General features: G+C 62.7%; 20 protein-coding genes and 1 riboswitch. Of the genes, 10 read left to right on the top strand and 10 right to left on the bottom strand.

The features are described 5' to 3' along the window. Positions 1-162: 162 nt before the first annotated feature. From fba to tkt, 6 genes are all read right to left on the bottom strand, one after another. Positions 163-1,227, bottom strand: coding sequence for a class II fructose-bisphosphate aldolase (gene fba, locus SB765_RS05705; RefSeq protein WP_016501943.1), 1,065 nt, complete (start codon positions 1,225-1,227; stop codon positions 163-165). Positions 1,228-1,327: 100 nt separating this feature from the next. Next, positions 1,328-1,657, bottom strand: coding sequence for an MliC family protein (locus tag SB765_RS05710; RefSeq protein WP_410931064.1), 330 nt, complete (start codon positions 1,655-1,657; stop codon positions 1,328-1,330). A 63-nt stretch (positions 1,658-1,720) separates the two neighbouring features. Further along, positions 1,721-1,972, bottom strand: a complete 252-nt coding sequence (locus SB765_RS05715; RefSeq protein ID WP_016489511.1) for a hypothetical protein — start codon at positions 1,970-1,972, stop codon at positions 1,721-1,723. Further along, on the bottom strand, positions 1,972-3,135 hold the full coding sequence (locus tag SB765_RS05720; RefSeq protein ID WP_016501945.1) for a phosphoglycerate kinase: 1,164 nt from the start codon (positions 3,133-3,135) through the stop codon (positions 1,972-1,974). The genes SB765_RS05715 and SB765_RS05720 overlap by 1 nt, the downstream gene beginning before the upstream one ends. Positions 3,136-3,147: 12 nt before the next feature. Further along, positions 3,148-4,209, bottom strand: coding sequence for an erythrose-4-phosphate dehydrogenase (gene epd / locus SB765_RS05725; protein WP_049272988.1), 1,062 nt, complete (start codon positions 4,207-4,209; stop codon positions 3,148-3,150). 150 nt (positions 4,210-4,359) lie between these two features. Continuing rightward, the gene (tkt, locus tag SB765_RS05730; RefSeq protein WP_410931065.1) at positions 4,360-6,357 is read right to left on the bottom strand and encodes a transketolase; all 1,998 of its coding nucleotides are present in this window, start codon (positions 6,355-6,357) and stop codon (positions 4,360-4,362) included. A 227-nt stretch (positions 6,358-6,584) separates the two neighbouring features. Here tkt and SB765_RS05735 point away from each other — a divergent pair, with 227 nt between their 5' ends. The 4 genes from SB765_RS05735 (at position 6,585) to SB765_RS05750 (ending at position 11,154) form a co-directional block, all read left to right on the top strand. Next, entirely contained in the window at positions 6,585-7,577 is a 993-nt protein-coding gene (locus tag SB765_RS05735) for an ArsR/SmtB family transcription factor (protein WP_016501948.1), read from the top strand. An 18-nt stretch (positions 7,578-7,595) separates the two neighbouring features. Beyond that, entirely contained in the window at positions 7,596-8,786 is a 1,191-nt protein-coding gene (gene metK, locus SB765_RS05740) for a methionine adenosyltransferase (protein WP_003249375.1), read from the top strand. Positions 8,787-8,931: 145 nt separating this feature from the next. Continuing rightward, positions 8,932-10,629 carry an NAD-dependent DNA ligase LigB gene (gene ligB / locus SB765_RS05745; RefSeq protein ID WP_410931066.1) on the top strand — a complete coding sequence of 566 codons (1,698 nt, stop codon included), beginning with the start codon at positions 8,932-8,934 and terminating at the stop codon, positions 10,627-10,629. Positions 10,630-10,761: 132 nt separating this feature from the next. After that, on the top strand, positions 10,762-11,154 hold the full coding sequence (locus tag SB765_RS05750) for a DUF1090 domain-containing protein (RefSeq protein WP_063423366.1): 393 nt from the start codon (positions 10,762-10,764) through the stop codon (positions 11,152-11,154). Between the two features lie 128 nt (positions 11,155-11,282). Here the strand turns inward: SB765_RS05750 and SB765_RS05755 are convergent, their stop codons facing one another. After that, the gene (locus SB765_RS05755; protein WP_016501951.1) at positions 11,283-11,729 is read right to left on the bottom strand and encodes a c-type cytochrome; all 447 of its coding nucleotides are present in this window, start codon (positions 11,727-11,729) and stop codon (positions 11,283-11,285) included. Between the two features lie 119 nt (positions 11,730-11,848). Between SB765_RS05755 and SB765_RS05760 the strand changes: the two genes are divergently transcribed. Beyond that, complete coding sequence (locus SB765_RS05760) at positions 11,849-13,000, top strand: murein transglycosylase A (protein ID WP_016501952.1); 1,152 nt, start codon at positions 11,849-11,851, stop codon at positions 12,998-13,000. Positions 13,001-13,049: 49 nt separating this feature from the next. On the opposite strand, the gene SB765_RS05765 is transcribed toward SB765_RS05760, so the two are convergent. Both SB765_RS05765 and SB765_RS05770 read right to left on the bottom strand, forming a co-directional pair. After that, complete coding sequence (locus SB765_RS05765) at positions 13,050-13,436, bottom strand: MAPEG family protein (protein WP_016501953.1); 387 nt, start codon at positions 13,434-13,436, stop codon at positions 13,050-13,052. 26 nt (positions 13,437-13,462) lie between these two features. Next, on the bottom strand, positions 13,463-14,296 hold the full coding sequence (locus SB765_RS05770; RefSeq protein ID WP_341796948.1) for a DMT family transporter: 834 nt from the start codon (positions 14,294-14,296) through the stop codon (positions 13,463-13,465). A 292-nt stretch (positions 14,297-14,588) separates the two neighbouring features. Between SB765_RS05770 and SB765_RS05775 the strand changes: the two genes are divergently transcribed. Continuing rightward, positions 14,589-15,824, top strand: a complete 1,236-nt coding sequence (locus SB765_RS05775; RefSeq protein WP_049272981.1) for a cation:proton antiporter — start codon at positions 14,589-14,591, stop codon at positions 15,822-15,824. Positions 15,825-15,859: 35 nt separating this feature from the next. On the opposite strand, the gene SB765_RS05780 is transcribed toward SB765_RS05775, so the two are convergent. Then, positions 15,860-16,261, bottom strand: coding sequence for an acyl-CoA thioesterase (locus SB765_RS05780; RefSeq protein ID WP_016501956.1), 402 nt, complete (start codon positions 16,259-16,261; stop codon positions 15,860-15,862). A gap of 178 nt (positions 16,262-16,439) precedes the next feature. Next, positions 16,440-16,536, top strand: a riboswitch (S-adenosyl-L-homocysteine riboswitch). 20 nt (positions 16,537-16,556) lie between these two features. Here SB765_RS05780 and ahcY point away from each other — a divergent pair. The 4 genes from ahcY to SB765_RS05800 all read left to right on the top strand — a co-directional run bounded on the left by ahcY (position 16,557) and on the right by SB765_RS05800 (position 21,035). Continuing rightward, entirely contained in the window at positions 16,557-17,966 is a 1,410-nt protein-coding gene (gene ahcY / locus SB765_RS05785) for an adenosylhomocysteinase (protein ID WP_410911028.1), read from the top strand. Positions 17,967-18,074: 108 nt separating this feature from the next. Further along, positions 18,075-18,920 (top strand): methylenetetrahydrofolate reductase [NAD(P)H], encoded by an 846-nt coding sequence (gene metF, locus SB765_RS05790; RefSeq protein WP_341796950.1) that lies wholly within the window; start codon positions 18,075-18,077, stop codon positions 18,918-18,920. A gap of 91 nt (positions 18,921-19,011) precedes the next feature. Further along, positions 19,012-20,088 (top strand): hypothetical protein, encoded by a 1,077-nt coding sequence (locus tag SB765_RS05795; RefSeq protein ID WP_341796951.1) that lies wholly within the window; start codon positions 19,012-19,014, stop codon positions 20,086-20,088. A gap of 158 nt (positions 20,089-20,246) precedes the next feature. Further along, the gene (locus tag SB765_RS05800) at positions 20,247-21,035 is read left to right on the top strand and encodes a substrate-binding periplasmic protein (RefSeq protein WP_410931067.1); all 789 of its coding nucleotides are present in this window, start codon (positions 20,247-20,249) and stop codon (positions 21,033-21,035) included. Positions 21,036-21,242 lie beyond the last annotated feature (207 nt).

A 21,242-nucleotide genomic window follows, 5' to 3' on the forward strand; every position in this document is an offset into this window, starting at 1 on the left:
ACTCTAGACCTGAGGTGGTAACACGCAATGCAATCAGAACGCTATCAGCGGTTCAACTGTACGGTAGCCGACTAACGGTCGGTCTGCCGGATTTATCCTCCGGCTTTTTGTCGCCCCAAAAAAAACCCGCATCACTGCGGGTTTTTTACGGCTGCCGGTCGATCAGTTGACCTTGGCGGCCAGCTCACCTTTCAGGTAGCGCTGGTACATGCCTTCCAGGGAGATCGGCTTGATCTTCGAGGCATTACCCGCGGTGCCGAAGGCTTCGTAACGGGCGATGCACACGTCACGCATGGCTTTGACGGTTTCACCGAAGAACTTGCGTGGGTCGAACTCGCTCGGGTTCTGCGCCATCAAGCGACGCATTGCACCGGTGGAAGCCAGACGCAGGTCGGTGTCGATGTTGACCTTGCGCACGCCGTGCTTGATGCCTTCAACGATCTCTTCGACCGGTACACCGTAGGTTTCCTTGATGTCGCCGCCGTACTGGTTGATGATCGCCAGCCACTCTTGCGGTACCGAGGAAGAACCGTGCATCACCAGGTGGGTGTTGGGGATGCGCTTGTGGATTTCCTTGATGCGGTCGATGGCCAGCACGTCACCGGTAGGTGGCTTGGTGAACTTGTAGGCACCGTGGCTGGTACCGATGGCGATCGCCAGGGCGTCGACCTGGGTCTTCTTGACGAAGTCGGCCGCTTCTTCCGGATCGGTCAGCATCTGGCTGTGGTCCAGCACGCCTTCGGCGCCGATGCCGTCTTCTTCACCGGCCATGCCGGTTTCCAGAGAACCCAGGCAGCCCAGCTCGCCTTCTACCGAAACGCCGCAGGCGTGCGCCATGGCAACGGTCTGCTGAGTAACGCGGACGTTGTACTCGTAGTCGGTCGGGGTCTTGCCGTCTTCGCCCAGCGAACCGTCCATCATCACCGAGCTGAAGCCCAGCTGGATGGAGCGCTGGCAGACGTCAGGGCTGGTTCCGTGGTCCTGGTGCATGCACACCGGGATGTGCGGGAATTCTTCGATCGCAGCCAGGATCAGGTGACGCAGGAACGGGGCACCGGCATATTTGCGGGCACCGGCCGAGGCCTGGACGATCACCGGGGAGTCGGTCTTGTCAGCCGCTTCCATGATGGCGCGCATCTGCTCAAGGTTGTTGACGTTGAAAGCTGGTACGCCGTAACCGAACTCGGCGGCGTGGTCCAGCATCTGGCGCATGCTAATGAGTGCCATTGTGTATCTCTCTCCCGACAAGCGTCGTTTGTTTCGTGCAAGCCTGCCGCAGGGGCGGTTGCTGTTCAAGTAGTGTGGGCCATTCACGCGGCCCGGCCAGTCACGGTGCCTTGCAGCCCCGCCCAATCAGGTCGTTGGTTGCCACCCAGTACACCAGGCCTTCTTCGCCCTTGGTGTGGAAGGCCAGCATGCCATCGCTGTACAGCGCACCCGAAGCACCCGGCTCGGACTTGAGCCGGTAGACCTGGTCACCGCCGCCAAGGCGTACGTCGACCTGGTCGCGCTGTGCATCGGCGAAGCGCCACAGCACTTCGGTCTGGGTGTCGCAGACCCAACGGGTCCAGTTGTCTGCCGGGGCGGATTGCGCCGGCTGCAGCAGTGAGCATCCTGCCAGTGTCGCCAGGGCCGTTACGGCCAAAAGCGCTTTCATTACATATCCTCTAGATGACCACACAGCGGTCGCTTGGTTGCCTGGCCCGACGAAACGCCGGGGTCAAGGGCAACCCGGCGCCTTGCGCTGGTGGTCTTCGTCGTACTTTTCCAGGCCTTCCGGGCCCACGCGCTTGCTGATGACCGGCACGGTTTCGGCCTGCCACTCGGACTGGTAGCAACCACCCTTGGGCGGATGCGCCGGGTCGCCATCCGAGGCCGGGCTGCCAGAGCAGGCGCTCAGCAGGCCAGCCAGCATCATCACAGGCAATTGCTTGACCATCAGGCCACTCCCTTTGCCAAGCGCCGACGTCATCAGGCCTTGGCCCGCTCTTCCAGGATTGCCACCGCTGGCAGGACCTTGCCCTCGACGAACTCGAGGAAAGCACCACCACCGGTAGAAATGTAGGAGATTTGCTCGCTGACGCCATATTTGTCGATGGCTGCCAGGGTGTCACCGCCACCGGCGATGGAGAACGCTGCGCTCTCGGCAATGGCTTTGGCCAGCACCTTGGTGCCGTTGCCGAACTGGTCGAACTCGAACACGCCGACCGGGCCGTTCCACAGGATGGTCTTCGACGACTTCAGCAGCTCGGCGAAGTTGGCTGCAGTTTGCGGGCCGATGTCCAGGATCATGTCGTCGGCAGCAACGTCGGCGATGGCCTTGACGGTAGCTTCGGCGCTCTCGGCGAACTCCTTGGCAACCACCACGTCGACGGGCAGCGGCACGCTGACCTTGGCGGCGATGGCCTTGGCGGTGTCGACCAGGTCAGGCTCGTACAGGGACTTGCCAACCGGGTGGCCAGCAGCGGCCAGGAAGGTGTTGGCAATCCCGCCACCAACGATCAGTTGGTCGCAGACCGAGCTCAGGCTGTTCAGTACGTCCAGCTTGGTCGATACCTTGGAACCGGCAACGATGGCTGCCATTGGCTTGGCCGGGGCCTTCAGGGCCTTGCCCAGGGCGTCCAGTTCAGCAGCCAGCAGCGGGCCTGCAGCAGCGACTTTGGCAAACTTGGCTACACCGTGAGTGGAACCTTCGGCGCGGTGGGCGGTGCCGAAGGCGTCCATGACGAACACGTCACACAGGGCAGCGTACTTCTGCGCCAGCTCGTCTGCGTTCTTTTTCTCGCCCTTGTTGAAGCGCACGTTCTCGAACAGCACCAGCTCACCGGCCTGTACCGCGACACCGTCCAGGTAGTCGGCAACCAGTGGCACGTCACGGCCAAGGGCCTTGCTCAGGTAGTCGGCAACCGGCTTGAGGCTGTTCTCGGCAGAGAATTCACCTTCGGTCGGGCGGCCCAGGTGCGAGCAGACCATTACCGCCGCGCCCTTCTCCAGGGCCAGCTTGATGGTCGGCAGCGCTGCCAGGATACGCGCATCGCTGGTTACCACACCGTCCTTCACAGGCACGTTGAGGTCTTCGCGGATCAGTACGCGCTTACCTTGCAGGTCGAGGTCGGTCATCTTCAACACGGTCATGAATGCAGTCCTTCAGGGCTGTTTGTTGCGGGTTGGGTGAACGACGTGCAGAAAGTGTTCGGCAACGTCGAGCATACGGTTGGCAAAACCCCATTCGTTGTCGAACCAGGCCAGCAGGTTCACCAGGCGGGGGCCGGAAACGCGGGTCTGGCTGGCATCGACAATCGCCGAATGCGGGTCATGGTTGAAATCACAGCTGGCGTGCGGCAGCTCGGTGTAGGCCAGCAAGCCTTTCAGCGGGCCTTCCAGCGCGGCCTCGCGCAGCACCCGGTTGACCTCGGCCGCACTGGTGTCGCGGGCGGTCTGCAGGGTGATGTCCAGGCACGAGACGTTGACGGTCGGTACACGTACCGCTTTGGCCTGGATTCGCCCGGCAAGTTCCGGGAGCAGGCGCTCGATGCCACGTGCCAGACCAGTGGACACCGGGATCACCGACTGGAAGGCCGAACGCGTGCGGCGCAGGTCTTCGTGGTGGTAGGCGTCGATTACCGGCTGGTCGTTCATCGCCGAGTGGATGGTGGTGATCTGCACGTACTCGATGCCGAACGCCTGGTCCAGCACACGTAGCAGCGGCACGCCGCAGTTGGTGGTACACGAGGCATTGGACACCAGGCGTTCGCTGCCGGTCAGGCAGGCCTGATTGATACCGTAGACCACCGTGGCGTCAACGTCGGCCTCGCTGGCCATGGGCTGCGAGAACAGCACACGTGGCGCGCCGGCGTCGAGGAAACGCTGGCCATCGGCACGGGTGTTATAGGCACCCGAGCACTCCAGTACCAGGTCGATACCCAGCGAGGCCCAGTCGATGCCTTCGGGGGTGGCACTGCGCATTACCTTCACGCAGTCGCCATTGATATGCAGACAGTCGCCGTCGACTTTCACCTCACCGGGGAACCGCCCGTGGGTGGAGTCGAAGCGTGTCAGGTATTCCAGGCTGGCCTGGTCGGCCAGGTCGTTCAGCGCGACGATCTCGAAACCGGCCTTCGCCCCCCGCTCGAACAGCGCGCGCAGGACACAGCGGCCGATGCGGCCATAACCGTTGAGTGCAACTTTGTAGGGACGCAGGTGGGACATAGGTAGCTCTTGAACTCCGGCAGTTGAACGGGGCCGCTGCGCGGCCCATTCGCGGCACAAGGCCGCTCCTACAGGGGACGGCGTATGCAATACCCTGTAGGAGCGGCCTTGTGCCGCGAACGAGGGCCAAAGGCCCTCGCCTTCCTTGTATCAGTCTTCCAGCAGCTCTTCGGCAGTGCCCAGGATGTTCTCCAGGGTGAAACCGAATTCTTCGAACAGTGCAGAGGCCGGGGCCGACTCACCGTAGGTGGTCATGCCAATGATACGACCTTCCAGGCCGACGTACTTGTACCAGAAGTCGGCATGGGCGGCTTCGATGGCGATGCGCGCCCCCACTTCCAACGGCAGCACGGACTGCTTGTAGGCAGCGTCCTGGGCGTCGAACACGCTAGTGCTTGGCATCGACACGACGCGCACCTTGCGGCCTTGCTCGGTCAGTTTGTCGAACGCCTGAACGGCAAGGCCCACTTCGGAACCGGTGGCGATCAGGATCAGCTCAGGCTCGCCAGCACAGTCTTTCAGCACGTAACCGCCACGGGCGATGTCAGCGATCTGCTGGGCGTCGCGGTCCTGGTGCTGCAGGTTCTGACGCGAGAAGATCAGCGCCGAAGGGCCATCCTTGCGCTCCAGGGCGTGCTTCCAGGAAACCGCCGACTCAACGGCGTCAGCGGGGCGCCAGGTGTCCAGGTTCGGCGTGCAGCGCAGGCTGGCCAGCTGCTCGATCGGCTGGTGAGTCGGGCCGTCTTCGCCCAGGCCGATGGAGTCGTGGGTGTAGACGTGGATCACACGCTGCTTCATCAGGGCAGACATGCGCACGGCGTTGCGGGCGTATTCCATGAACATCAGGAAGGTCGCGCCGTAAGGCACCAGGCCACCGTGCAGGGCAACGCCGTTCATGATGGCGGTCATGCCGAACTCGCGCACGCCGTAGTACATGTAGTTGCCATTGGCATCTTCATGGCTGACGCCCTTGCAACCTTTCCACAGGGTCAGGTTGGAGCCGGCCAGGTCGGCCGAGCCGCCCAGCAGTTCCGGCAGCAGCGGGCCGAAGGCGTTCAGGGTGTTCTGGCTGGCCTTGCGGCTGGCAATGGTCTCGCCCTTGGCCGCGACTTCAGCAATATAGGCAGCGGCTTTTTCCGCGAAGTCGGCTGGCAGCTCACCGCTCAGGCGGCGCTTGAGTTCGCCTGCCAGCTCAGGGAAGGCAGCGGCGTAGGCGTCGAAGCGCTTGTTCCACTCGGCTTCGACCTTGGCGCCAGCGTCCTTGGCATCCCACTCGGCATAGATGTCGGCAGGTACTTCGAACGGACCGTGGTTCCAGTTCAGTTCCTTGCGCGCCAGGGTGATTTCGTCGTTGCCCAGCGGAGCACCGTGGCAGTCTTCCTTGCCCTGCTTGTTCGGCGAACCGAAACCGATGATGGTCTTGCAGCAGATCAGGGTCGGGCGATCGCTCTTGCGGGCGGTCTCGATGGCGGTGCGGATTTCTTCAGCGTCGTGGCCATCGACGTTGCGGATCACCAGCCAGTTGTAGGACTCGAAACGCTTCGGCGTGTCGTCAGTGAACCAGCCTTCCACTTCACCGTCGATGGAGATGCCGTTGTCGTCATAGAAGGCAACCAGCTTGTTCAGGCCCAAGGTGCCGGCCAGCGAGGCGACTTCGTGGGAGATGCCTTCCATCATGCAGCCGTCGCCCAGGAACACGTAGGTGTTGTGGTCGACGACGTTGTGGCCTTCACGGTTGAACTGGGCGCCCAGTACCTTCTCGGCCAGGGCGAAGCCCACGGCGTTGGCCAGGCCTTGGCCCAGCGGGCCGGTGGTGGTCTCCACACCTGCGGTGTAGCCGAACTCCGGGTGGCCCGGGGTACGGCTGTGCAGCTGGCGGAACGATTTGAGGTCGTCGATGGTGACGTCGTAGCCGGTCAGGTGCAGCAGCGAGTAGATCAGCATCGAGCCGTGGCCGTTGGACAGCACGAAGCGGTCACGGTCGGCGAAACTCGGGTTGCTCGGGTTGTGCTTCAGATAGTCGCGCCAAAGCACTTCGGCGATATCCGCCATGCCCATGGGGGCACCTGGATGGCCGCTGTTGGCCTTTTGCACGGCATCCATGCTGAGTGCACGAATGGCGTTGGCACGTTCACGACGGCTGGGCATCGCTGATCTCCTGGGGGCTTGAATAGGTAGTGTTACGAAAAAGGCGGCCATTTTCGCCCACTGGGGGGGCTTGGGGCAATGACGTATGGTCGCAGTCGGGGGATTTTCCTGTGATTGGCATTCAATTCGGGGCAAAACCGGGTTAACCGCTCCGCCTATCACCCAATATCAAAACTTTTTGATATTGGCCTTGCTAGGGCATCGATGCCTGTCTAGACTGCCGCCCCATGAACCTCCGTGCGCAATCGATTCCCGAGCAACGCGAAGCATTGGCCGCCCTGTGCAAAGCCAGTGGCGATGCGCTGCGCCTGAATGTTTTGCGCGCACTGGCCAACGATTCGTTCGGCGTGCTGGAGCTGGCGCAGATCTTCGACATCGGCCAGTCGGGCATGAGCCACCACCTGAAGGTGCTGGCCCAGGCCGAGCTGGTGGCAACCCGCCGCGAAGGTAACGCCATCTTCTATCGCCGTGCCCTGCCCGACGGCCTGCGCCTGGGCGGTCGGCTGCATGCGGCGCTGCTCGATGAAGTCGACGACCTGGTCCTGCCGCCAGATGTGCAGGCGCGGATCGCCCAGGTGCAGCAGCGCCGTGCGGCCACCAGCCAGGACTTCTTCCTGCGCGTTGAAGAAAAGTTTCGCGCTCAGCAAGACCTGATCGCCGGCCTGCCACAGTACCGCGAAAGCCTGCTTGCGCTACTCGACAAACTGCATTTCGACCCGGCCGCCAGCGCCCTGGAGGTCGGCCCCGGTGACGGCGGCTTCCTCCCCGACCTGGCCCGGCGCTTCGCCCAGGTGACCGCCCTGGACAACAGCCCGACCATGCTCGAACTGGCGCGCCAAGTGTGCCAGCGCGAGGGGCTCGACAACGTGAACCTGCAGTTGGCCGATGCACTGGGTGCAACGGATGTGGCCGCCGACTGCGTTGTGCTGAACATGGTGCTGCACCATTTCAGCGACCCGGCCCTGGCCTTGCGCCAGTTGGCCAAACGGGTGAAGGCAGGCGGTAGCCTGCTGGTCACCGAATTGTGCAGCCATGACCAGGGGTGGGCGCGGGACGCCTGCGGCGACCTGTGGCTTGGCTTTGAACAGGACGACCTGGCCCGCTGGGCCAACGCTGCCGGGCTGGCCCATGGGGACAGCCTGTACGTGGGCTTGCGTAACGGTTTCCAGATCCAGGTCCGCCATTTCCAGCGGACGGCTGGCGACATACACCATCGGTAAATTTCAGGAACCTTCGAGATGAGCGAATACTCCCTTTTCACCTCCGAGTCCGTGTCCGAAGGGCATCCGGACAAGATCGCCGACCAGATTTCGGACGCCGTCCTTGATGCCATCATCGCTCAGGACAAATACGCCCGCGTAGCGTGCGAAACCCTGGTCAAGACCGGTGTCGCCATCATCGCCGGCGAAGTCACCACTTCGGCCTGGGTCGATCTTGAAGACCTGGTGCGCAAGGTCATCATCGACATCGGCTACAACAGCTCGGACGTCGGCTTCGACGGTGCCACCTGCGCCGTGATGAACATCATCGGCAAGCAGTCGGTGGACATCGCCCAGGGCGTGGACCGCTCCAAGCCAGAAGACCAGGGCGCCGGTGACCAGGGCCTGATGTTCGGCTATGCCAGCAACGAAACCGAAGTGCTGATGCCGGCACCGATCTGCTTCTCGCACCGTCTGGTCGAGCGCCAGGCCGAAGCGCGCAAGTCCGGCCTGCTGCCGTGGCTGCGCCCGGATGCCAAGTCGCAGGTCACCTGCCGCTACGAAAACGGCAAGGTAGTCGGTATCGACGCCGTGGTGCTGTCGACCCAGCACAACCCGGAGGTGTCGCAGAAAGACCTGCAAGAAGCCGTGATGGAGCTGATCGTCAAGCACACCCTGCCTGCCGAGTTGCTGCACAAGGGCACCCAGTACCACATCAACCCGACCGGCAACTTCATCATCGGTGGACCGGTGGGTGACTGTGGCCTGACCGGCCGCAAGATCATCGTCGACTCCTACGGCGGCATGGCCCGCCACGGTGGTGGCGCGTTCTCCGGCAAGGACCCGTCCAAGGTCGACCGTTCCGCTGCCTACGCCGGCCGCTACGTAGCCAAGAACATCGTTGCCGCCGGCCTGGCCGAGCGCTGCGAGATCCAGGTGTCGTACGCCATTGGCGTGGCCCAGCCGACCTCCATCTCGATCAACACCTTCGGCACCGGCAAGGTCTCCGACGACAAGATCATCCAGCTGGTGCGTGAGTGCTTCGACTTGCGTCCATACGCCATCACCACCATGCTCGACCTGCTGCACCCGATGTACCAGGAAACCGCTGCCTACGGCCACTTCGGCCGTACCCCACAGCAGAAGACTGTCGGCGACGACACCTTCACCACCTTCACCTGGGAGCGCACCGACCGCGCCCAGTCGCTGCGTGACGCTGCCGGCCTGTAAGTTTTCCTGCAGCGCCAGACGAAAGCCCCTGCCGAGCAATCGGCAGGGGCTTTTTTGTGACATATCGGCTGACAATCGCGCGGCGGCAAGCGCCTGCGAACCTGCCTAGGCTGGAGGACTCACCCGCCATGCAAGGATGCTGGCCATGCCTTACCTGCTGCTTGTCCTGCTGTTTGCGCTGCACACCCCACTGGCCAGCGCCACCTCATGCCCCGACTGGAAGCCGCAACAGGCCAGGGCCGAAGTTGCGCAACTGCGCGCCACGCTTGCCCGATGGGACGAGCACTACCATCGCCAGGGCGTTGCCCTGGTCGCCGATGAACTGTACGACCAAAGCCGCCAGCGCCTGAATCACCTGCAGCAGTGCTTCGCGGTTGGCAGCAGCACCTCCGCCTTGGCCAGCGCTCGCGGCCCGGTCCCCCACCCAGTGCCGCATACCGGCGTCGACAAGCTGGCAGACCGCCAGGCCGTGGCGCGATGGATGGCCGGCAAGACCGGCGTGTGGGTACAGCCCAAGGTCGACGGTGTTGCAGTTTCCCTCACTTACCAGCAGGGCCGATTGGTACAGCTGACCAGCCGGGGTGACGGTGTACACGGCCATGACTGGAGCCGACACATTCCAGAACTCGGCGCAATCACCCGACAGTTGCCCATGCCGGTAGACCTGCACTTGCAAGGTGAGCTGTATCTGCGCCTGAACGAACACGTACAAGCCAAGGCAGGCAGTGCCAACGCCCGCGGCACCGTGGCCGGGCTGCTCGCACGCAAGCAACTGTCCGCCGAGCAAGCGGACACGATCGGCCTGTTCGTGTGGAGCTGGCCGCAGGGGCCCGGGCAACAAGCAGAACGCCTCGCACAGCTGGCACAACTGGGGTTCCCGGACAGCCTGCGTTACAGCATCGCCATCGACACGCTGGAGGACGCAGCACACTGGCGTGAGCACTGGTACCGCTCCCCCCTGCCCTTTGCCACCGATGGTGTGATCCTGCGCCAGGGCAGCCGGCCGCCCGCGCAGCGCTGGCAAGCCAAGGCGCCATACTGGATCGCGGCCTGGAAATACCCCTATGTGCAAGCCTTGGCCGAGGTGCGCGACGTGCGCTTTAGGGTTGGCCGCACCGGCAGGGTCACGCCCATTGTGCATGTGCAGCCGGTAACCCTCGATGACCGGCGCATTTCCCAGGTAAGCCTTGGCTCGCTGGGGCGCTGGCAAGCCTTGGATATCCGCCCCGGCGACCAGGTGGCCATCAGCCTGGCCGGGCTGACCATTCCACGTCTGGACCACGTCGTGCACCGCGCTGTCGAGCGCCAGCCACTGGCCGTGCCTGCACCCGACCAGCATCATGCCCACAGCTGCTGGCAGGCCAGCGAAGGCTGTGAAGAGCAATTCATTGCCCGGCTTGCCTGGCTTGGCGGAAAACAAGGCCTGGCCTTGCCGCGTACCGGGCCCGGCACATGGCGCCGGCTGGTCGAAGCGGGCCTGGTAACGTCGATGACCGACTGGCTGCATCTCGATGCCGAGCGCCTGCAGCAAGTACCCGGCATAAGCAGCCTGACGGCGGCACAGCTGCTGGGCAGCTTCGACCAAGCGCGCTCACGCCCCTTCGATCAGTGGCTGCGCGGCATTGGCGCGCCCGTCAGCAAGCACCAACAACTGACAGGCGACTGGGCAGAGCTGGCGTCACGCAGTACCGGGCAATGGCAAACCGTGCCCGGCATCGGCGCAAAACGCTCGCGCCAACTTGTGGATTTCTTCGCGGCCCCTGAGGTGCAGGCCGTTGCTGCACGGTTGGCGAAAACCGGCATAGAGGGGTTCCCCGCGAGCCCCCAGCGCATTGAGCAATGATTTTTTACCATTTAGCTCGTAGGAAAAACCCGAGATTCAAGCCGAAAACCTCACCAAGGGTTCCTAAATGGGCAAAACCAAGGCAGGATTTCCACCAACTTTTGCTGCCCCGCCCCGTTCAGGAGGCTTTTCATGAAACGCATTTCGACTCTTATCCTGCTCGCATCACTGGGTTTGGCTGCGGGAGCTGTACAAGCGGCCCAGCCGGACCCAGGCCTGACCGGTTGCGCCGCCAAGCGCAGCGCCATCGAGAACCAGTTGAAAATCGCCCGCGACCACGGCAACAGCGACCAGGTCGCCGGGCTGGAGGAAGCACTGCGTGGCGTGGACAACTGCACCGACGCGAGCCTGCGCAAAGAGCGTGAGCAGAAGGTGCTGGATGCACGTCACGAAGTGGCGCAGCGGGAAAAAGACCTGAAGAAAGCCGAGAAAAAAGGCGACGCGGAGAAGATCAACAAGCGCAAGGACAAGCTTGCCGAATCGCGTAAGGAGCTGCAGGAAGCCGTGGACGATCTGGATCGCTAACAGCGATTTGCGTTGCCCTTACTGGCCTCATCGTCGGCAAGCCAGCTCCCACAGGTATCACACTGCCTTCAATTACTGCGCAGTACCTGTGGGAGCTGGCTTGCCGGCGATGAGGCCACAGCAGGCCATCAATGATTACGAAACTCGGTATGGCACGCCTTGCACGCCGCTTCGACCTTGTCCATCGGCGCTTTCAGCTGTGCAGCGTCCAGCGGCTGGCTGCGGCTGACATCGACCAGTTCGCCCGTGACGCTTTCCAGCTGCCGGGCCAGGTCATGAAAACGCGCCTGACGCTCCCATACCTCTGCGCGCGCGGCACTGTCACCGCCATCGCGCACCTGCGGAAAGTGCTGCCAGGGTTGATGCGACAGGCTGTCCAGCTTCAGCGCACCGTCGGCAAACTTCAGCCCGTCGAACGGCAACCGGCCACGCAGCATGCCGCCCAGGTCTTCACTGGTCTTGAGCATGTCCTTGAATATCACCTTGCGTTTGCCCAGTGGCGAGTTCGGGTCAACCCGGTCACAACCACTCAGGGCCAGGGCGGCCAGCAGAACAACGGTCAATCGCTTCAACATCACGCTCACTTCGGCCTACGCAAATGGGCGGCCAGTATCGCTGCCCAAGGGCCAAACACCAATAGCCACATAAAAAACAGGGGCGAATTTTCATGTTCGCCCATGACAGGAATGCACACATGACATCTGCCCTGCGCCACCTGGCCTGGACACTCCCAGTGCTGGCTTTGCTGGCCGGCTGCAACGGCGGCGAAAGCGCCAAGCCCGAGCCCCACGCCATCGCCACCTACGCCCCGGCCACCTGGAAAGACCTCCCCGCAGTCAGCGACGAAGACCTGCTGGCCGGTTTCTACGCCTGGCGCAGCGGCTGTGAGAAGCTCAAGCGCGACCCGGTGTGGGCCGCCACCTGCGAAGCCGCCGGCAGCGACACGGCGAGCGCTGCCCAGGTGCGTACCTTCCTTGAGCAGAATCTGCAGGTTTATGGCCTGCGCTCCGCCGAGAACAATGCCAACGGCCTGATTACCGGTTACTACGAGCCGGTCTACCCCGGCAGCCTGAGCCAATCGGCGACCAACCATGTGGCGGTTTACGGCCCCCCGGATGACATGATCGTGGTCGACCTGGCCAGCGTATACCCCGAGCTGAAGGGCAAGCGCCTGCGTGGTCGGCTCGATGGCCGGGTACTCAAACCATACGACACTGCCGAAGTGATCAACCGTAACGGCGTCAAGGCACCGGTGCTGGCCTGGCTGACCGACCCGATGGACCTGCAATTCCTGCAGATCCAGGGTTCGGGCCGGGTTCAACTGGAAGACGGCCGTCAGCTGCGTCTGGGCTACGCCGATCAGAACGGCCACCCCTACCGGCCGATTGGCCGCTGGCTGGTGGAGCAGGGCCAGTTGAAAAAAGAAGAAGTGAGCATGGGTGCGATTCATGCCTGGGCCCAGGCCAACCCGCAGCGCGTACCGGAACTGCTGGCCAGCAACCCCAGCTACGTATTCTTCAGCACCCGCCCGGACAGCAACGAAGGCCCGCGCGGTTCCTTGAACGTACCGCTCACCGCCGGCTACAGCGTGGCGATCGACCGCAAGGTAATTCCGCTGGGCAGCCTGTTGTGGCTTTCCACCACGCGCCCGGACGGCTCGCCAGTGGTGCGCCCGGTGGGTGCGCAGGACACTGGTGGGGCGATTGCGGGTGAAGTGCGTGCCGACCTGTTCTGGGGCACCGGGCCGGAAGCCGGCGAGCTGGCGGGGAACATGAAGCAGCAGGGGCAGATCTGGATGCTTTGGCCTAAAGGCCAGCCACTACCTGAGGTACCTAAGGTACCTTGATCGGTGTTGCCTTCTTCGCGGGCAAGCCCGCGAAGAAGGCAACGCGGTTTCAGATGGAAACCACGAAGAACGACACGATAATTGCCAACCCGGCAAACCACACCAGCGAGCGCAAGGCCGCCCAATCGGCCAGGTAGCAGATGATGTAAAGCAAGCGGCTGGTGATGTACATCACCCCCAGCACATCCTGCGTCACCTGCTCGGCATTACCGACGATATCCGCCACCAGCACCGCAGCCGCAAACGCCGGGAATGCCTCGTAGCCATTCTGCTGCGCCGCATGGGCACGCCGTGGCAAGCCCGACAAGGTATCAAGAAAGGCTCGCGGGTCGTGATTGTCCTTGAGGCCGAACCGGCCGCTGGCCACCTTGGCGATCAAGGCACACAGCGGGTTCAGCAGCAGCGCGATCAGGATGCACCACAGGGCAACGGTCATGCTCAGACTCCTTGTTCGATAATGGGTTAGAGCTTCATCACCAGCATGCCTGCCAGGACCAGCCCGCAAGCTAGGAGTCTCGGCCCGCCAAAAGGTTCTTTGAGGTAGCGCATACCCAGCAGCACCACCAGTATCACGCTCAACTCCCGCAATGCGGCCGCCTCGGCCACTGACCCCAGGTGCATGGCCCACAACACCAGGGCATAACTGAACAATACGCAGAACCCTACCGCCAGCCCCAGGCGCCATTGGGTACGCCAGAACAGTACAAACGGCGCCCGCCGCGCTATGCCAGCCAACAACGGAAATTGCCAAGCACTGAGCAGGGTCAGCCACACCAGGTAATCCCATGGTTTGCCCCACAGTCGCACGGCCTGGCCGTCGAACCAGGTGTAGCAACCAATGCACAGGCCAATCAACGCAACCACCGGTAACATCGACCAGGGCAGCCGCTCACCGCCGCCGCCCTGCCACAACAGGCAGGCCATTCCACAGGGGATCAACAGGATACCGATGATCTGCTGCTGGCTCAGCGACTCCCCGGCGAAGGCCAGGGTCAGCCCCAGCACCACCAGCGGCGACAGCCCGCGCATCAGAGGATAGACCAGCCCCAGGTCGCCCACTTGGTAGGCTTTTATCAGCAGGTAGCGGTACAGCTGCTCGGCCAACGCTGATGCTATCAACCAGGGCCATATTTCAGCTGGCGGCACATCGACGAAGGATACCGCCAGCACCGCGAACACCAGGGCCACCGTGTCCATGCTGGCGATCACCAGCAAGCGCTCGCCGCTGAATTTGATCAGGGTATTCCAGGTCGCATGCAGCAAGGCGGCGACCAGCACCAGGGATGTTGCCAACACGCCTTCTTATCCTTAATGGCTTTTTATTGATGTGAATATATAGCGTTCAGGGGCCGCTGTGCGGCCCAATCGCCGGCAAGCCAGCTCCCACATTGACCGCGCCGCTTTCAAGGATGATGCCCTACATGTGGGAGCTGGCTTGCCGGCGATTGGGCTGCGCAGCAGCCCCTTACATGGGAACGATTTGGACTAATTGGGTCAAACCTTGTGTCCCGAACCCCGCGCCAGGTCATCAAAGAACTGCCCGAGCCATTCGGGTAACGACTTGGAAGCCACTGTCACAGGATTCGGGATGCTTGAATTAGTTGCCGCGTTTATCTGCCTCACCACCCTCCTCACCTATGTAAATTACCGCTTCATCGGCCTGCCCCCCGCCATCGGCGTGATGGTTACGGCACTGCTGTTCTCCCTGATGCTGCAGGGCCTGAGCCTGATCGGCTTCCCTGGCCTGGAAGAACGCGTCGAAGGGCTGATGAACCAGATCGATTTCAACGACCTGTTGATGCACTGGATGCTGGCGTTCCTGCTGTTTGCCGGCGCACTGCACGTGAACCTCAGCGATCTGCGCAGTTACCGCTGGCCGATCGGTTTGCTCGCGACAATCGGGGTGCTGATTGCCACCGTGGTCATCGGTTACCTGTCGCACTGGGTATTCGCGATGTTCGGCTGGCAAGTGCCGCTGATCTACTGCCTGCTGTTCGGTGCGCTGATCTCGCCTACCGACCCGATTGCCGTGCTGGGCGCGCTGCGTACCGCCAACGCCTCCAAACCGCTGAAAACCACCATCGTCGGTGAGTCGCTGTTCAACGATGGCACCGCGGTGGTGGTGTTCACCGTGTTGCTGGGCATCATTCAGCTGGGTGAAACGCCGAGCATGACCGACACGGCGATCCTGTTCGCCCGCGAGGCCATAGGCGGCGTGGTGTTTGGTGGCCTGATCGGCTACGCCACCTACCGCATGATCAAGAGCATCGAGCAGTACCAGGTGGAAGTCATGCTGACCCTGGCGCTGGTCATCGGCGGCTCGGCCATGTGTTACGAGCTGCACGTCTCTGCGCCGATCGCCATGGTGGTGGCCGGCCTGATCATCGGCAACCTGGGCCGCAACCTGGCGATGAACGACATGACCCGTCGCTACATGGACGGTTTCTGGGAGCTGATCGATGACATGCTCAACGCCCTGCTGTTCGCGCTGATCGGCCTGGAGCTGCTGCTGTTGCCGTTCAACTGGATGCACCTGGCGGCCGGCAGTGTGCTGGCGCTGGCGGTGCTGCTGTCGAGGCTGCTGACCGTGGCCCCGGCAATTGTGTTGCTGCGCCGCTGGCGCCCGGTGCCCAAAGGCACGGTGCGGGTGCTGACCTGGGGCGGCCTGCGTGGCGGGGTGTCGGTGGCACTGGCGCTGTCGCTGCCACTGGGCGCGGAGCGTGACCTGCTGCTGTCGATCACCTACATCGTGGTGTTGTCGTCGATCCTGGTGCAGGGCTTGAGCATCGGGCGGGTGGTGCGCAAGGTCAGCGCCCAGCCTTGAGAATGCCGGGGCCGCTTTGCGGCCCCAGAAAATCGTCACTCGACTGCCGAATCCGGGAACTGGTCCTGGACATACTTGATCTCGGTGCGCCCGTGCGCTGCCGGCAAGCCGTCTTCACCGAGATTGACGAACACCATCTTGTCGACGGTCAGAATGCTCTTGCGGGTGATCTTGTTGCGCACTTCGCACTTGAGGGTGATCGAGGTGCGGCCGAACTCTGTGGCAGTGATGCCCAGCTCGATGATGTCACCCTGGCGCGAAGCACTGACGAAGTTGATTTCCGATATGTATTTGGTCACGACGCGCTGGTTGCCCAGCTGGACGATGGCGTAGATGGCCGCCTCTTCGTCGATCCAGCGCAACAGGCTGCCACCGAACAGGGTGCCATTGGGGTTGAGGTCTTCGGGTTTAACCCACTTGCGGGTGTGAAAGTTCATCTGTACTCCTGACCTGCTTGGCTAACGTGTAGCAATGATGGCAGAGCGGCTGCCTTCGCTCCATTGAACATCGACTATCGTCGCGATTAATCGACGGAAAACCTTGGGCAAGCCGGCGGGGGCAGCTATAATCTGCGCCGTTTTACATGGTTGCCCACAGCGGTGCCATGCCCGCCACCTGTCCGAGGGGCGCTGCAGCAGGCTAGGCCTGTCAGGCTCGGATGGGGCGTTGCTCGCTCCCGCGAGCGCTTAACGCACAACGGCGCCCATTCGCACATTACGAATGGAGGCTCTCATGAGCGCTGCAAACATGCCTGCTGGTTTTACCGATTACAAAGTCGCCGACATCTCCCTGGCCGCCTGGGGCCGTCGCGAAACCATTATTGCCGAATCGGAAATGCCTGCGCTGATGGGCCTGCGTCGCAAGTACCTGGCCGAGCAACCGCTCAAGGGTGCGAAGATCCTGGGCTGCATCCACATGACCATCCAGACCGCCGTGCTGATCGAAACCCTGGTTGCCCTGGGTGCCGAAGTGCGCTGGTCGTCCTGCAACATTTTCTCGACTCAAGACCAGGCCGCCGCTTCGATCGCCGCCGCCGGTATCCCGGTGTTCGCCTGGAAAGGTGAAACCGAAGAAGAGTACGAGTGGTGCCTGGAGCAGACCATCCTGAAAGATGGCCAGCCATGGGACGCCAACATGATCCTCGACGACGGTGGTGACCTGACCGAACTGCTGCACAAGAAGTACCCGCAGGTACTGGACCGCGTGCACGGCGTGACCGAAGAGACCACCACCGGCGTACACCGCCTGCTGGACATGCTGGCCAAGGGCGAGCTGAAAGTCCCGGCGATCAACGTCAACGACTCGGTCACCAAGAGCAAGAACGACAACAAGTACGGCTGCCGTCACAGCCTGAACGATGCCATCAAGCGTGGTACCGACCACCTGCTGTCGGGCAAGCAGGCCCTGGTTATCGGCTACGGTGACGTGGGCAAGGGCTCGGCCCAGTCCCTGCGTCAGGAAGGCATGATCGTCAAGGTCACCGAAGTTGACCCGATCTGCGCCATGCAAGCCTGCATGGACGGCTTCGAGCTGGTCTCGCCGTTCATCGACGGTATCAACGACGGCACCGAAGCCAGCATCGACAAGGCCCTGCTGGGCAAGATCGACCTGATCGTCACCACCACCGGTAACGTCAACGTCTGCGATGCCAACATGCTCAAGGCCCTGAAGAAGCGTGCCGTGGTCTGCAACATCGGCCACTTCGACAATGAGATCGACACCGCCTTCATGCGCAAGAACTGGGCCTGGGAAGAGGTCAAGCCGCAGGTACACAAGATCCACCGTACCGGCGCTGGCAGCTTCGACCCGCAGAACGACGACTACCTGATCCTGCTGGCCGAAGGCCGTCTGGTCAACCTGGGTAACGCCACTGGCCACCCAAGCCGCATCATGGACGGTTCGTTCGCCAACCAGGTGCTGGCACAGATCTTCCTGTTCGAGCAGAAGTACGCCGACCTGTCGGCCGAGAAGAAAGCCGAGCGCCTGACTGTTGAAGTACTGCCCAAGAAACTCGACGAAGAAGTGGCCCTGGAAATGGTCCGCGGCTTCGGCGGCGTGGTTACCAAGCTGACCAAGCAGCAAGCCGACTATATCGGCGTGACCGTCGAGGGCCCGTTCAAGCCGCACGCCTACCGCTACTAAGTAGTCGCAGGCAACGCTTCGCAACGATGCCCAAGCCAGGCCGGCCCACACCGCCCTGGCTTTTACTTGCAGCCTGCCGCTTGAAGCAGGCTGCTTGAGGAACGAGTAATGTCACAAGAACGCCGCTACAGTTTCGAGTTCTTCCCGACCAAGACCGACGCCGGTCACGAAAAGCTGATGGGCGTCGCCCGCCAGCTGGCCACCTACAACCCGGACTTCTTCTCCTGCACCTACGGTGCCGGTGGCTCGACCCGCGACCGCACGCTGAACACCGTGCTGCAGCTGGAAAGCGAAGTGAAGGTACCGGCCGCACCGCACCTGTCGTGCGTGGGCGACTCCAAGGACGACTTGCGCGCCCTGCTGGCGGAATACAAGGCTGCCGGCATCAAGCGCATCGTCGCCCTGCGTGGCGACCTGCCATCGGGCATGGGCATGGCCAGTGGCGAACTGCGCTACGCCAGTGACCTGGTCGAGTTCATCCGCCAGGAAACTGCTGACCACTTCCACCTGGAAGTGGCCGCTTACCCGGAAATGCACCCACAGGCGCGCAATTTCGAAACCGACCTGGCCAACTTCGTGCACAAGGTCAAGGCTGGCGCCGACAGCGCCATCACCCAGTACTTCTTCAACGCCGACAGCTACTTCTACTTCGTCGAGCGCACACAGAAGCTGGGCGTGGACATCCCGGTGGTACCCGGCATCATGCCGATAACCAACTACAGCAAGCTGGCGCGCTTCTCCGACGCCTGTGGCGCCGAGATCCCGCGCTGGATCCGCAAGCAGCTGGAAGCCTATGCCGACGACACCGCCAGCATCCAGGCATTTGGCGAAGAAGTGATTACCCGCATGTGCGAACAGCTGCTGCAAGGCGGCGCACCGGGCCTGCACTTCTACACCTTGAACCAGGCCGAGCCAAGCCTGGCGATCTGGAACAACCTGAAGCTGCCGCGCTGAAACTTTTTGGCAAAGTCTGCTTAAGAAATGATTAAGGCTTTGGTCATAGACTAAAGCCTTATTCATTTCCGGGTTACAGGTCTTGCCAGCCATGCAGCATCCCCAGCCATCGCGCCCACAACTTGTCTACCTGGCTTTTGGTCCGGCAACCTACCATCAGGAAGCCTGCTTCAGCATCGTCAGCGCCCTCGCCCACCTGGGGCCGGCAGCAGGCGAAGCCATGGACATCCAGGTATACACCGACAACCCGCAGCCCTACGCCAGGCTGCCCGTCACGGTCCACTTGCTGGACGAAGCCACGCGCCAGGCATGGAACGCCCCACACGGTTATCATTTTCGCAGCAAGCATGTGCTGCTGCGCCAAGTGCTGCAGCAACACCCGCTGGCCGTGCTGATCGACACCGACACCTTCTTCCGCACATCGCCGCTGCAGCTGTTCGCCCGGGTGGCCCCTGGCAAGCTGCTGTGCAATGCCATCGGCCCACGCTATGGTGCGAACCAGAAGTGCCTGCTGTACAAGAGCCTGCTGTCCATATTGCAAGCCCGGGGCCTGGCCGACTGCCAGATGCCACTGGTCAACTCTGGGGTAATCGGCCTCACGGCAGCGGACGCCAGCACCCTGGACCGTTCCATCGACATGATGGACGAGTTCCACCCGCTGGCGCGCGAGGCGTACACACTCGAAGAGTTCTGCCTGGCGGTGGCGGCCTACCGCAAACTGGAGCTGGCCGAGTGCACCGATGTCATTCACCACTACTGGAGCCGCAAGGCGCAGTTCCGCGCCAAGATCCAGGCCTGGTTGCGCAAGCACGGCCATGACCCGCTGAGCCAGGCGGCGCTGGCCGACGTCGCCTTGGTCAATGACCAGCTACCACGGCCGCCTGCCCTGCACCGCCTGGGCTACAAGGCGCTGAGCCTGACCCTGCCGCGCCACGAACGCCAGTTTGCCCGCGAGCTGTTGTATGGGTGCTACCCCTACCCCAACGAATTCGACCTCGCCTGCGCGCCGGCCTGGTGGGACAAGGCCCTGGAGAACCTCAATGCCCGTCATGGCCAGATGCAGCCCGAGCAACTGCGCCAGTGCTTGCGCCACCCGGGGTTGCGCCTGTCGTTGGGCGAACGGCGCAAAGAGATCGAGGTGCATCTGCTCAGAGCATCGCAAGGCTGATACGCCCGCCACCCCATTGCCTTACACCATCCCTGCGGGAGCGGGCATGCCCGCTCCCGCAGATCAGTTTCTGAGCAGGACAATTACCCCACAAGATCGCGGCCGCTTTGAATATCAGGCCTCTGGCCTTGATTCGGCCGAGCGCGTAATCTCCGGCCATGCCACTCGTCGCCCGCCTGTTCTGGATCCTGCTGCTCGCCTGCCTGAGCCCGTTGGCACTGGGCGAGCGCCTGCGCCTGGTATCCGATGACTGGGCGCCCTACATTTATCAGCACGATGGCCAACCACGCGGTATCGACTACGAAGTCACCACCGAGGTATTAAAACGCCTGGGTGTCGAAGTGGAATGGCAGTTCCTGCCGTGGAAGCGCTGCCTGGCAATGATCGAGCAAGGTCTGGCCGACGGCATTCTGGACATCTTCCAGAGCGAAACCCGGCGCCCCTATCTGGTGTACGCCCCCGAGCCCTTGTCGGAGGTCGAGTTCGTGCTGTTCCAGGCCCGTGCACGCCGCCATGCCGTGGCCGTGCCTGAAGACCTCACAGGCCTCACCGTAGGCACCTCGCCCGGCTACGCCTATGGCGCTGCGTTCAACCTGGCCACGCATTTTCGACGTGAAGCGGCGCCGACACAGGAAGCCAACTTCGGCAAACTGCTGCTGGGCCGTATCGACCTGGCAATCACCGACCGCGTGGTCGGGCATTACCTGATCCAGCAGCTGGGCATGGAGCAGCAAGTCGAGGAACTGCCGCTGGTGATCAACCGCCAGGCCCAGTACCTGGGGCTGGTGCGCAAACCGGGGCGCGAAACACTGGCCCTGGCCTTTGCCGAAGAACTGCAGCGTTTCAAGCAGGAACCGGCCTTTGCCGCCATAAGCCACCGGTACACAGGCGACATCGGAAACATTCTCAACGCCGTTGAGCAGCAGGAAAGCAGCACAGCGCGATAGCTCTGTTATACTCGGGCCTTCCCGCCCGGCTCACGCCCGGACGCTCGGCCTCGCAACAGGCATCCCGATCGGCACCGACGCCCCCTGGCGTTCCCCTCCGTTTCCCGGATGTGCAGTGAAAGCCCAGCTGGACCGGACGCGATCGCATCCCACCGATGCCCGTCGCGCCAGGCAGAACATCCCAACGGGCCCAGCCCACACGAGAAC

The sequence above is a fragment of the Pseudomonas sp. SIMBA_067 genome (assembly GCF_046534675.1).
In the GTDB taxonomy this organism is placed as follows: Bacteria; Pseudomonadota; Gammaproteobacteria; order Pseudomonadales; family Pseudomonadaceae; genus Aquipseudomonas; species Aquipseudomonas putida.